Below are 11,506 nucleotides of genomic sequence, written 5' to 3' on the forward strand. Positions count from 1 at the left end.
AGATCTGGGTGCCGAGCCGTATGTGGCGGGTCGGGTGCCGCGGGTCTTGGGGCGGCTCGCGGATGGGCCGGTCGAGGGTGGGCCCTGCTGGGTTTTTCCGGACCGGTCCGGGAGGCTTGCTCGCCTGGCGGGTGGTGCGGCGCTTCCCGTGCTCGTATCCGATGAGGACGGGCGGCGGGCGGTGCGGGGCTCGTGCGGCCCGGTAATTGGCAGGCCGGGGAGTGGGAGCAGCTCATTGGCGGGGCCGTGGGGGAGTGGGCGATCGCTGTGCACGGTGGGGAAGAGGCCGTGTGTATCGCGCACACGCCGGTCGCCAATGCCGTCGCCGCCGAGAGCGGCATCTGGACCCGCGAGGACTTTCGCGGGCGCGGGCCGGCGCCGGCGGTCGTGGCCGCGTGGGCGGCGCGGGAGGGGCGGCGGAAGGATGTGCTCTTCTATCGCACGAGCGCCGGCAACCGCGCCTCGCGGGCCGTCGCCCGTACGCTCGGGCTCACCCCGCTCGGGTGGATCTGGACCGTGGGTGCCAGGTGACGCGTCCCCTTACTCGCTCGGTTCCGCCGCGCCTCCCTCCTCGAGCAGCGAGAAGCGGCCCGACCGGACCAGCGTCAGCACCGCCTCCGAGCGGGCCCGTGGGGCCGCGTAATCCGGGTGGCTGCGGAATACCGTCGCGACGTCGTTGAGGGTGCGCATCTGGCGGGAGGCGTCCTTCAGCGTGGCGCCGTTCACCGGGTGCGTGGCGAAGGAGAGGTGCTTCGGGTCGATGCGGCCGGTCGCCGTTGCCGTCTTGATCCGGAGGCTGCAGCGGCAGGCCGCCGACTCGCTGACCAGGCCGCAGTTGTTGCCGAGGAAGGCGCGGATGCGGGCGCGGGCGCGTTCCAGGCGCTTGCGGTACGCCGCCGGGGTCGTGTCCATGATCCAGGCGGCCTCGGTGCTGGGCAGCGCGAAGACCGTGCCGAGCACGAATGCCACCCGCTCCGTACGGTCCAGGCACTGCACCAGCGCCTGGCCGCAGTTGAGCCGCACCTCGGCGGTGAGCAGCTCCTCGTCGGGGCCGGCGTAATCCGTCGCGGCCAGGCCGCGGGCCAGGCCCTCGCCGAACTCGTCGAACGTCAGCTCCGCCTGCTCCTGCGGCGACTTGCGGCGCAGGTTCAGCAGGTGGTTGACGCCGACCCGATACGCCCACGTCAGCAGCGCGGCCTCGCCGCGGTAGGTGGCCAGCCGGGTGATGACGCGGATGAGGATGTCCTGGACCGCGTCCTCGGCGTCGGGCACTCGGGCGGTCATCCGCAGCGCCAGGCGGTAGAGCGGGTCCTGGATGCGGGTGACGACCTCCTCGAGGGCGCGCGTTTCTCCGCTCACCGCCCGTGCGACCAGCTCCTTGTCCGCTTTGTGCGCGCCCCGCCCGGCGTCCTCGTACGAGCCGCGCTCCGCGTCTTCGTACGAGCCCCGCCCCGCGTCATCCCCGGCAGCCGTCATCAGTCCTGCCCCCACTCCCGCTCAAGCCAGCGGGCGACCGCCCCGCCGATCGCGTCGGGCTGGTCCTCGGGCGCGTGGTGCCCGGCCGGCCCGATCCCCTCGACGGTCAGGTTAGCGGCGTGCCCCGCGGCCCACTCGATTTCCGCCGGGGAGCCGATGCCCACCCCGTCGTCCACCGCCATCAGCAGCTTCGGCACCTCGGTGCTGTCCGCCAGCCATCGCCCGTATGCCTCGAAGCGCTCGACTACATCGGCGGGTTCGCCGTCGAACGGGAATTCCCGCGGCCAAGCGAGCAGCGGCTTCCGTGAGGCCGGGTCCGGATACGGTGCCCGGAAGGCGGCCAGGTCGGCCTCGGCCATGCCCTGCTGCGTGCTGAAGGGGCTGGGGAGCAACTGCTCGATGAAGATGTTCTGTTCCAGGATCATCTCCTCCCCGACTCCGGGCTTACGGAACGCCTGGAACAGCTCCCGCCCCTGCGGCGGCCAGTCCTCCCATCGCTGCGGGCGCAGCAAGGTCTCCAGCAGCGCGATCCCCTTCACCCGCCCGGGGTGTCGGGCGGCGTGGTCCATGCCCAGCGCCCCGCCCCAGTCGTGGCCGACGATCACGTACCCGTCGTCCAGCCCCATCTCCTCGAACCAGGCGTCGAGATAGCGCGCGTGATCCGCGAAGCGGTAGCCGATGTCCGGCTTGCCGGAGGCGCCCATGCCGATCAGGTCGGGCGCGAGGGTGCGGATGCGGGCGCCGCCCGCGACGTGCGGGATGACGTTGCGCCAGAGGTGCGAGGACGTGGGGTTGCCGTGCAGGAAGACGACGGGCGGCGGGCCGTCCCCGTCGGCCGCCGTTGTTTCGGTGTAGGCGATGAAGGAGTCGAGGACCTTGATCTCGTACATGAGGTGCGCCTCTCTCGTGGTTGCCGTGTCGCAGGGGTTGGACACAGCGGCGCACCCGGTTGTGACAGCCGGCGGCGAAGTTTTTTCCCCTTGCCTCGGGAGCTGAGCGAGAGGAGGATCCTGGCTAATCGCTCAGCGGGGGGCACGCAGTCGCGCGCTGGCGAATAGGGGGAGAACATGTCAGATCTACCATTCGATCCGCCTGAGCCGCCGGATCCGCCGGATCCGATTCCGGACACGTACGAACCACCGGACCCAGTGAAATCACCGTCAACCTGGGAACCTCCCGAAAGCTGGGACCCTCCAGCGGCGAGTCACCAGACCGCCAAGGTCGAGGACACGCAGCTGGCGAATCAGCAGATCGATAAGGTGCGGGACAATCAGCTGGCGCATCAGCCGATGGATAAGGTCCAGGACAATATGCTGGCCAACCAGCAGATCGATAAGGTGCGGGACAATCAGCTGGCGCATCAGCCCATGGATAAGGTCCAGGACAACATGCTGGCGCATCAGCCGATGGACAAAGTCCAGGACAACATGCTGGCCAACCAGCAGATCGATAAGGTGCGCGACAACCAGCTGGCGCATCAGCCCATGGACAAAGTCCAGGACAACATGCTGGCCAACCAGCAGATCGACAAGGTCCGCGACAATCAGCTCGCCAACCAACCCATGGACCAAGTCCAGAGTGACATCCGGCAATACCAGACGGACTTCGCCAATCGGTTCAGCGAATCAGAGCACCTGCGGCGCCTATGGGAGGCGGCAGCCGAAGAGTCCGACGACCGGTACAGCGACGCGCGGGCCAGTTTCTGGCGTTCGGTGAACAATGACGCCTCCGCGGACGCGGCTTACGTTCGCAAGATGCTGGATGCGGCCGGCTACGACCTCGGTGGCGAGGATCGCGCGCCGATGCACCGTCTGGAGACGGACGCGGACAATCAGAATCTGGACAGGTCGTATCGCGCGCTCACCATCGATCACGCGGTGCCGCAGAGCCGCAGTCCCGGCGACGCCATCAGGGCGGAGAACCTTCGCTTCATGTCGGGTTGGGACAACTCGGTGCGTGGCGCCCGCTACGACGCGGCCGACCACCCCTACTCGGGACAGCACGCCGGCATCAACGTGCCCCCCGAGAAGGACGTACCGGCCCCTGACAAGCCGAACCCGTAAAGGGGCTCGAGGCGTCATGGGCAACGCAAGGAACTCTCTCGGTGCGGCCTGGCGCGAGGCACGTAAGAAGACCGGCGATGCCGTATCGGCCGGTGTGAAGGGCGCGGAAGCCGCGAAGCCCGAGCAGGTGCGCCAGATCAAGGAAGCGGGCGTCAAGGCCCAGCAAAAGGCCGGCGGGATGCGGCGCACGGCCGCCGAGAAGCGAAGTGAACTCACGCTGCGCCTGGCCGCCAGCTCCTTCGGGTCGGCGGCCGGGCAGAAGCTGGCCAGGATGGGCGGCGGGGTGGCCGCCTTGCCCGTCCTCTCGCTGCCGGCGGATCTCTTCAATGAGCGCCACGGCGTCAATGTCCTGGCTCAGCGTTTGAAGCAGGCGCCGGACGACGCATTCGCCCATCTGAAGCTGGCGGAGTCGCTGATCCGTATGCAGCGCGAAATGCTGGTCCTGGTCGCGGCGCGGTCCGTAGCCACCATGTCGCCGCTGCCGCTGATGATACGGGAAGGGGTGCGGACGGCGGGCGCGGTGAGCAGGGGGGACGGCCTGCCGATCATCGATAAACTCCTGAAGAGGGCCTATGGGCTGGCGATGGCACGGCTCCGTAAACACCCCAGCGATCCGGAGTCGTTGCATGCGATTGCGCGGGTATATCTCGCGAAACACAATCCACGAGGTGCCCTGAAGCCGGCGCTCCTGGGAGTCACCGGACGGCCGCAGGGCCAGTCCGGGCCGGTCTTCTACACCTTGAGCCGGTCGTATCAAGCCCTCGACGACGACGGGAATGCCCGGCTGTCGGCCCAGGCCGCCATCGACGACGACTTCTCTCTGGGCTGGCTGATCCTCAGCGATCTTGTGTACGGCGACCCGGCACTCACCACTACCGCCGCCCGTCGCCAGGCTTATCTGCAAGCGCTGGGCCATGTCACCCAGAAGGATCTCGTCTCGTACGCGGGCATCCGCCCGCAAGCCGGTGAAGTGGTCAAGAGCGTGTATGCGCTGCAGAAATCGAAGACCATCACCACGTACTCCAAAGCGAGCGAATCGGTGAAGCAGCTGCAGGGAAAGGTGGTCAAGCTCTCCTCGCGCGCACGGCTGCCCATGGTGAAACGCTCCATCCCGCCCCCGGAGGCCAAGGCCAAGGAGGAGGACCGTTCCGATGGATGATCTCTTCTCGCTATTCGACGACCTGCTGGCCGAACTGGGCGATGTCGGTGACCTGCCGATCGATATCGATTTCGATGCCGAGTTCCACTGGGTGCCCGTGCAGCTGCCCGACGGGCTGACACACGAGCACGCGGACATCCTGGAACTGCGGGATGAGCCGCCACCCGGCGGCGAGGCCGGGCCGGTCGAGTCCATGGAGGGAGTGGGAGTGCAGTGGGTGGCGTTCCGCAATCCGTTCCACGAGATGGGTCCCTGACGCGGGGCTAGACCCCGTCGTCGCCCTCGCCCAGTGGCCGGCTGAGCTGCAGGATCTCGGCCACCGTTTCCTGGGGGTGCTGCTCCGAGTTGTCCAGCCACAGGCCGATGCGGGGGGTGTCCTTGCGGAGGGCCTGGTCGAGGGCGGTGACGGACCAGCCGCCGCCGTAGCCGGACTTGGTGCGGCGGGCCTCGCGGACGGCGATCGTCGTCGGGCCGGGGGCGAGGACGATGACGTGGAGGGGGCGGCCGCGGATGAGGCGGGTCATGCGGGGGAGGTGCTCGCCGAGGATGATGTCCTGGGCGACGACGGAGAAGCCGGCGGCGAAGTACTCGTCCGCGACCTTGGCGGTCAGGCGGTGGCGCAGGTTCAGCTGGCGTTCGGCCTCCGCGGTGGGGTCCGGGGTCATCTCCGCGCGCCCCGTCACCACCATGCGGCGGAAGACATCGCCGCGTACGTGCACCGCCCGCGGCAGCTGCTCGGTGAGGAGTTGGGCGACCGTGGACTTTCCGGCGGCGGAGATGCCGGTGATGAGGTAGATCGCCTGCGGAGCGCGGTCCCGTTCCTGGCCGGGGGCGGTCGGTGGCATGCGGGTTCCTTGCGGGAGAGGGCGGCGTGGTCTGGGAGGACCCCCGGGGCCGGTAGTGTACGGGCGTGATCGCCAAGAGCGCTGAAGGCGCTGCCGCCGTGCCGCTGCTGGTTCTGTGGGACATCGATCAGACGCTGATCGAGGGCGGTGGCGTCTCCCGGGCCGCCTACGACGCCGCGTTCCGGCGATTGACGGGCGGGCGGTCCATCGAGCGGCCGTGGACCTTCGACGGGCGTACGGAACTGGCCAACGCCGCCGCGGTGTTGCGCGACCACGGGGTGGATCCGGAACGCGACGGCACCCTCGACGAGTTCGTCCGCCTGGTCGTCGACGAGCTGCACGCGCGCGCCGATGTGCTCGCCAAGGAGGGGTACGTACTGCCGGGCGCCGGCGAGGTGTTGGCGGCCGTGGCCGCGATAGGTGGCGGCGTGACGCAGTCCGTACTGACCGGGAATCTCTATCCGCTCGCGGTCCTGAAGATGACCGTCTTCGGGCTCGCCCGGCACTTCGACTTCCGCGTCGGCGCGTACGGGGGAGACGCCGTCGACCGGGAGGAGTTGTCGGCGTACGCCTTCGACCGTACGGCGCGCTACCTCGGCCGGCGGCACAGCGGTGCGGACACCGTGATCATCGGCGATACGGTGCGCGACGTCGCCGCCGCGCGGGCGGCCGGCGCGCGGGCGGTGGCCGTGGCGACGGGGCGTACCGGCGCGGCGGAGCTGGCGGCGGCGGGGGCCGATGTGGTGCTGGCGGATCTCAGCGATACGGGGGCTGTGCTGGCGGCGCTCGGGGTGGCGTAGGCCGGTGACGTAAGCCGCAAGAGGGTGCGAGCGGTCAGTAGTTGAGCCGCGCCAGCACCGGTGCGTGGTCCGATGGGCGGCCGTTTGCGGCCGACTGTGCCGGGTCGTCCGTCATCGAGGGCAGCGCCGCGCCCGTACCCGCTGTGACCTCGGCGAGGCGGCCGAGCAGCGCGTGGCTGACGAGGATGTGGTCGATGAGCTCGCGGCGGCCGCGGTAGACGCGGGAGAAGCGGCGCTCGGGCGGGATGCGGGAGGCGACGTTCCAGAGGCGGTGCCGGTCGCCGCGGTCCGGGCGGTCGAAGCCGGGGGAGTCGAACTCCGAGCCGGGCGGGCCGTGCAGCAGCTGGGTGCTGGCGGCGTCGGGGCCGTCGTTGAGGTCGCCGAGGAGGGCTAGGGCGCGGGGTGGTGCCTCGTCGTTGTGCCCCTCCCCGTCCCGGGGCTCCTCGACCAGCAGCTCGTCCGCCAGCCGCCGGACCGCCGCCGCCTCGGCCGCGCGGCGGAAGAGCGCGTACGCGGTGTAGCGCGCCCGCTCGCCCTCGTCGCGCGGGGCGAAGCGGCCGCCAGGGAAGCTGAGCAGCTTGGACTTCAAGTGGCAGCAGATCAGCCGCAGTTCCGCGCCCGGCGCGGGCTCGACCTGTACGGCGAGGGCGCCGCGGCCCATGCGGACGGCCGGGGCGCCGAAGTCCTGCACCTGGACGCGGTGCAGCGGCGCCGGGTAGGCGTCCGTATCGGCGACGACGGTGAGCGGGAGCCGGGACAGGAAGCCGACGCGGATGCCGCGGGCGTCGGCGTGCGCGGACAGGGCGGTGTGCCACGTGTCGGGCTGCCCGGGCGCGTCGCCGGTGCCGAGGTGGGTGGCGAGATCGGCGAGCGCGCCCGGGTCGCCGACCTCTTGGACGGCGAGCAGATCGGGGCGGAGCCGGTCCACGACGGCGGCTATCGCGTCGAGCTTCGCCTCGTACGCGGCCTTGTCGGGCGGGCCGAACTCGCCGCCGGGACGGTAGAGGTTCTCGAGGTTCCATGTGCCGATGAGCACCATCGCGGGCCTCCCCCTGCATGGCGGTGGATGGCTCGCAGTGTCCGGCGGCTGGGCGGCGGTGCCCATACGCCAGAAGGCCCCAGTGGGCGTGCCCGGTGTCTCGTCAGGCCGGCGCCGCCACCGGCAGCCGGGCGCACCGGCGGCAGGCGCGGGCCGAGGCGGCGATCTTCGAGTGGCAGGCGATGGTGACGGCGCCGGCCAGCACGCTCAGCGGCCAGTTCGCCGTCAGCAGCGAGGCGAGGGTGAGGGTGAGCGCGCTCAGCGCGAGGGCGACCGCCGCGGTGGTGCCGGTCCAGGCGACCAGCAGCGGCAGCCGGTCGGGGGTGGGCAGCCGGCGGGCGAGCGGCCCGGTGGCGGCGAGGAAGACGGCGGCCGCCAGCGCGGTGGCGGCGGCGGTGCCGCCGAGGTGGGCGAGGAGTACCTGGGCCGGGTGCGGCAGCCGCTCGGCGGCGGGGCCGGCGGCGGTGGCGAGCACGTACCAGCAGGGGAGCAGGAACGGGACGACGAGCATGACGCCGCGGGCGGTGTGCCGGGCCTGGGCGACGGTGAGTTCGCGCTGAAAGCCGGGCGCGAGGTCGGCTACGGCGCCGAACTGGCGGATGGCTTCGTGGGCGGCGTCGGGGGTGGTGCCGGTACGGGGTCCGGGGTCGGGTGCGGTGTCAGCGGATAGGTCCGCCGCGGCGTCGACCAGCCCCTCGCGCAGCTCCGCGAGCATCCGGTCCTTCTCCCGGGCGGGGCCGTGCAGGGCGGCGGCCAGCTCCGCGACGTGCGCCTCGATGGGGTCGGCGGCGCGTTCCGTGGGCGCGTACGGCGCGCTCATGTCGCGGCCCCCGGCCGGGGCGCCGGTTCCAGCACGGAGCCGATCGCGGCCGTGAACTCGCGCCACACCTTCCGCTCCGTCTCCAGGCTCCGCCGCCCGGCGTCGGTGAGCTCGTAGCAGCGCCGCTTCCGCTCGCCGGACGACTCCCAGGTGCTGCGCAGCAGGCCGAGCCGCTCCAGGCGGTTGAGCGCGGGGTAGATGGTGCCCTTGCGCAGCTCCAGCACGCCGTTGCTGCGCTCCTGGACGGCGGTGATCACCGCGTAGCCGTGCAGGGGACCCGATTCGAGGACGGACAGCAGCAGTCCGTCCAGGTGTCCGCGTACCTCGCTCGCCTTCATGGTTAGGCAGCCTACCCAAGCGGGGGAGTCGTCGTATAGGTTGGCTGCCGATCTATTGAGAGCCAATCCATCCGAGGGGTTCCCGGTGACCAAATTCCTGCTGTCCGTGCACGTGCTCGCGGCGATCCTGGCGATCGGGCCGATCGCGGTCGCGGCGTCGATGTTTCCCCGTTACGTGCGGCCTCCGGCCGATGATGACGGCGCCCGGACGGCGAAGCTGCTGCACCGGATCTGCCGCGGCTACACGGTGGTCGGCATCGCGGTGCCGGTCTTCGGCGTCGCTACCGGCGCGCAGATGGGGGTGCTGACGGACGCGTGGCTGCTGGCGTCGATCGTGCTGACGGCTGGTGCTGCGGCGCTGCTGGTGCTGGCGATCCTGCCGCGGCAGGAGCGGCTGATGGAGGGTGCGGGGGAGTCGGGGTCGGGGTCGGAGCCGGGGTCGGAATCGGAGTCCGAATCGGCGGCGGAGTCCGAGGCGCGGGCCGGGGCGTCCCGGCTGGCCATGGTCACCGGGATGTTCAACCTGCTCTGGGCGATCGTCGTCGTCCTGATGATCGTCCGTCCCGGCTCGACGACGGGGGCGTGAAGGCTGTGCGCGCCCTGCGGATCGCGGCCCAGGTCGAGGCCGGCTCTTTGGTCCTTCTGCTGGCCAACCTCTGCACGGTGCACACGGAGGTGATCACTTCGCTGGGCGGGCCGGTGCACGGCACGGCGTACCTGATCATCATCCTCGCCGTGTGGCGTACGACCGCCGCCCCGGCGGCCAGGTGGCGGGCCCTGATCCCCGGCATCGGCGGGCTGCTGGCGCTGCGGCGGCTGGCGGCCCGGGGTTAGGCTCGGGCCGCATGATTGTGTGGATCAACGGAACCTTCGGCGCGGGCAAGACCACGACGGCGCGTGAGCTGGAGCAACTGCTCCCGGACGCGCGGATCTTCGACCCGGAGATGGTCGGCACGATGCTCAGATACGGCGTGACCCAGCTGCCCGAGCACACCGACTTCCAGCAACTGGAGCCCTGGCGCCCGCTCGTCGTAGCGACGGCCGATCAGCTGCTGCGCAGCTGGGGCGGGACGCTGATCGCGGTGCAGACGGTGCTGCACGAGCCGTACTGGGAGGAGATCCGCGGCGGCCTCGAGCAACGCGGTATTCCGGTGCGGCATTTCGTGCTCGATGCGGACCGCGCCACGCTGGAGACGCGGATCATGGGCGACACCCCGGACATCCAGCGCTGGCGCCTCGACCATCTCGATGCCTACGAGGCCGCCAGGCCCTGGCTGCGGCGCGCCGGGACGGTGATCGATACGGGCGCGCTCACGCCGGCGCAGGCGGCGGGGCGGATTCAGCAGCTCGCGGCAGGGCGTTCCGCAGCCGGATCCCGCTGAAGCCGAGGGTGGAGGACGTCACGGCGTCCCAGAACTCCCACAGTCCGGGGAGGACGCGGAGCTGGATCCCGGCCGCCCGGTGCAGTTCCAGCAGATCCCCGACGGGTTCGGGCGGGCCGAGGGGGCGTACCGGCCGGGTGGCGACGTGGGCGTGGCGGTGGGTGCCGAACGGGCGGAAGTCGGTGGCCGCGAAGCGGTAGGCGTAGAGCTCGACGGCGCGGATGCGCTCCAGCCAGCCGTACTCGATCGCGTGCACGCGGGTGCCGCAGCCGGGCCCGATGATCCGCTCGCGGTCGGCGTCGGTGGTCCGGCCGTCCGGCTCCACCCAGGCCATGGCGCGGGGGCACTGGCGCGGGAACCAGTAGTCGGGCGCGCGGGCTGCGTCCACCGCCCAGACGTATGCCTCCGGCTGCTGGGCGGTGGCGGCCACGTGCGGGGCGAAGTGCCGGATGTCCGGGTCCTCGGAGAAGTGCAGGACCTCGCCGGGGCGGGGGCGCATCAGGCGGTGCTGTTGCGCTGCCGGTCGCTTCGGAGCCGGCAGGTGTACGTACCGAAGGCCGACCGGAAGTAGGACGACTCGAGGATCTCGAAGCCGGCGCGCTCCAGCATCGGCTCGAAGAGCCAGCGGAAGGTGGAGTACTCGGTGCGGATGTGCTCGGCGTAGTCCTCGGCGGTGTAGCCGACGGTCGGGTCGTCCGAGGCGCCGGCGAACCACGTGGCGAAGCGGTCCTCGGCTTCGGCCGGCTCGAAGTCGTAGATGAGGTCGTGCACGCGGAGGATGCCGCCGGGGCGGAGCAGCTTCGCGATGCGATCGAGCGCTACGGCCTTGAAGAAGTCGGGGAGCTGGTGGAGGGCGTTGCGGGTGTAGACGACGTCGGGGGCTTCGCCCTGGTGCTCGTAGGTGAGGAAGCCTGCCTGGACGATCTCCAGGTTGTCGGCTTGCTGTTCCTTCGCGCGATCGCGGAGATAGGCATTCATGGCGGGGGACACGTCGGTCGCGATGACGCGACGGCACACCTTGGCCGCGGCGAGGGGCACGCGCCCGGAGCCGGCGCCGAAGTCGACGAGGGTCGAGTCCGGGCCGAGACCGTGGCGGGTGAGGGCGGCGATCTCCTCGTCGAGGACGGGCAGCCAGCCCTGCTTACGGTCGTAGCCCTCGACGAAGGCGGGGTCGAGATGCTCGGGGCCGGCGTAGTCGAGTTCGTTGATCATCCAGCTGGGGCGCATGGGGTGATCCTGGCATGGGGGTGGCGTGGTCACGAAGCGGATTACCCGGCGGGTGGGCCGCGCTTCGCGGTGCTTCGCACCGCGGGCATCCTGTGGCTTCGCCACGGAGTCCTCAAGCGCCGGACGGGCTTGTTGGTGGGTGGGCCGGGCCGAGTTCCGCGACACAACCGAAAAAGCCCGCTTCGCTAAGACTTTTTCGGCTGCGTCGCTCCACTCGGCCCTCCTCCCGGAGGGAGAGATCAACACGTGCAGCGCGCCCAGTCGCACCGGCCCACCCCGCGCCGCCCTGCCCCGCCTCGCCTGCCTAACGGATCGGGGCAGCCGCAACCGTTACGCAAACGTCAATGCTTTCAGCAC

General features: G+C 70.9%; 16 protein-coding genes. 8 read left to right on the forward strand and 8 right to left on the reverse strand.

The annotated features are described in order from the left end of the window. Positions 1–246: 246 nt before the first annotated feature. Positions 247–531 carry a GNAT family N-acetyltransferase gene (locus tag G5C51_RS34590; RefSeq protein ID WP_338118409.1) on the forward strand — a complete coding sequence of 95 codons (285 nt, stop codon included), beginning with the start codon at positions 247–249 and terminating at the stop codon, positions 529–531. Between the two features lie 9 nt (positions 532–540). Here G5C51_RS34590 and G5C51_RS34595 read toward each other — a convergent pair whose 3' ends face one another. After that, a complete protein-coding gene (locus G5C51_RS34595; RefSeq protein WP_165243506.1) occupies positions 541–1,476 on the reverse strand; it encodes an RNA polymerase sigma factor in 936 nt (311 codons plus the stop codon). Continuing rightward, positions 1,476–2,366: a haloalkane dehalogenase gene (locus G5C51_RS34600; RefSeq protein ID WP_165243509.1), complete on the reverse strand. Its 891-nt coding sequence runs from the start codon at positions 2,364–2,366 to the stop codon at positions 1,476–1,478. The genes G5C51_RS34595 and G5C51_RS34600 overlap by 1 nt, the downstream gene beginning before the upstream one ends. A 177-nt stretch (positions 2,367–2,543) precedes the next feature. On the opposite strand from G5C51_RS34600, the gene G5C51_RS34605 reads away from it, so the two are divergent. From G5C51_RS34605 to G5C51_RS34615, 3 genes are read left to right on the forward strand one after another with little or no spacing between them, the layout of a single operon-like run. Continuing rightward, the gene (locus G5C51_RS34605; RefSeq protein ID WP_165243512.1) at positions 2,544–3,539 is read left to right on the forward strand and encodes a hypothetical protein; all 996 of its coding nucleotides are present in this window, start codon (positions 2,544–2,546) and stop codon (positions 3,537–3,539) included. Positions 3,540–3,555: 16 nt separating this feature from the next. Continuing rightward, the gene (locus G5C51_RS34610; RefSeq protein ID WP_165243515.1) at positions 3,556–4,698 is read left to right on the forward strand and encodes a hypothetical protein; all 1,143 of its coding nucleotides are present in this window, start codon (positions 3,556–3,558) and stop codon (positions 4,696–4,698) included. Continuing rightward, positions 4,691–4,954 carry a hypothetical protein gene (locus G5C51_RS34615; protein ID WP_165243518.1) on the forward strand — a complete coding sequence of 88 codons (264 nt, stop codon included), beginning with the start codon at positions 4,691–4,693 and terminating at the stop codon, positions 4,952–4,954. Before G5C51_RS34610 ends, G5C51_RS34615 begins: the two co-directional genes overlap by 8 nt. A 7-nt stretch (positions 4,955–4,961) precedes the next feature. On the opposite strand, the gene G5C51_RS34620 is transcribed toward G5C51_RS34615, so the two are convergent. Continuing rightward, on the reverse strand, positions 4,962–5,543 hold the full coding sequence (locus G5C51_RS34620; protein WP_165243520.1) for an AAA family ATPase: 582 nt from the start codon (positions 5,541–5,543) through the stop codon (positions 4,962–4,964). 65 nt (positions 5,544–5,608) lie between these two features. On the opposite strand from G5C51_RS34620, the gene G5C51_RS34625 reads away from it, so the two are divergent. After that, positions 5,609–6,343, forward strand: a complete 735-nt coding sequence (locus G5C51_RS34625; RefSeq protein WP_165243523.1) for an HAD hydrolase-like protein — start codon at positions 5,609–5,611, stop codon at positions 6,341–6,343. Positions 6,344–6,377: 34 nt separating this feature from the next. Here the strand turns inward: G5C51_RS34625 and G5C51_RS34630 are convergent, their stop codons facing one another. The 3 genes from G5C51_RS34630 to G5C51_RS34640 form a co-directional block, all read right to left on the reverse strand. Then, complete coding sequence (locus tag G5C51_RS34630) at positions 6,378–7,379, reverse strand: endonuclease/exonuclease/phosphatase family protein (RefSeq protein ID WP_165243544.1); 1,002 nt, start codon at positions 7,377–7,379, stop codon at positions 6,378–6,380. Positions 7,380–7,485: 106 nt separating this feature from the next. Continuing rightward, entirely contained in the window at positions 7,486–8,202 is a 717-nt protein-coding gene (locus tag G5C51_RS34635; RefSeq protein WP_165243526.1) for a hypothetical protein, read from the reverse strand. Further along, entirely contained in the window at positions 8,199–8,540 is a 342-nt protein-coding gene (locus tag G5C51_RS34640) for a PadR family transcriptional regulator (RefSeq protein WP_165243529.1), read from the reverse strand. Before G5C51_RS34640 ends, G5C51_RS34635 begins: the two co-directional genes overlap by 4 nt. Positions 8,541–8,625: 85 nt before the next feature. Here G5C51_RS34640 and G5C51_RS34645 point away from each other — a divergent pair, with 85 nt between their 5' ends. Genes G5C51_RS34645 through G5C51_RS34655 form a run of 3 tightly spaced genes read left to right on the forward strand, consistent with a single transcriptional unit; the run spans position 8,626 to position 9,922 of the window. Continuing rightward, entirely contained in the window at positions 8,626–9,126 is a 501-nt protein-coding gene (locus tag G5C51_RS34645; RefSeq protein ID WP_165243532.1) for a DUF2269 family protein, read from the forward strand. Beyond that, positions 9,123–9,374 carry a hypothetical protein gene (locus G5C51_RS34650; protein ID WP_420824889.1) on the forward strand — a complete coding sequence of 84 codons (252 nt, stop codon included), beginning with the start codon at positions 9,123–9,125 and terminating at the stop codon, positions 9,372–9,374. The genes G5C51_RS34645 and G5C51_RS34650 overlap by 4 nt, the downstream gene beginning before the upstream one ends. 11 nt (positions 9,375–9,385) lie before the next feature. After that, on the forward strand, positions 9,386–9,922 hold the full coding sequence (locus tag G5C51_RS34655) for a P-loop nucleotide/nucleoside kinase family protein (RefSeq protein WP_165243535.1): 537 nt from the start codon (positions 9,386–9,388) through the stop codon (positions 9,920–9,922). Here G5C51_RS34655 and G5C51_RS34660 read toward each other — a convergent pair. Continuing rightward, positions 9,852–10,421 carry a DUF6886 family protein gene (locus tag G5C51_RS34660; protein WP_165243538.1) on the reverse strand — a complete coding sequence of 190 codons (570 nt, stop codon included), beginning with the start codon at positions 10,419–10,421 and terminating at the stop codon, positions 9,852–9,854. The genes G5C51_RS34655 and G5C51_RS34660 overlap by 71 nt on opposite strands. After that, the gene (locus tag G5C51_RS34665; RefSeq protein ID WP_165243541.1) at positions 10,421–11,149 is read right to left on the reverse strand and encodes a class I SAM-dependent methyltransferase; all 729 of its coding nucleotides are present in this window, start codon (positions 11,147–11,149) and stop codon (positions 10,421–10,423) included. Before G5C51_RS34665 ends, G5C51_RS34660 begins: the two co-directional genes overlap by 1 nt. Positions 11,150–11,506 lie beyond the last annotated feature (357 nt).

This window comes from Streptomyces coryli, from assembly GCF_011044975.1.
Lineage (GTDB): Bacteria > Actinomycetota > Actinomycetes > Streptomycetales > Streptomycetaceae > Streptomyces > Streptomyces coryli.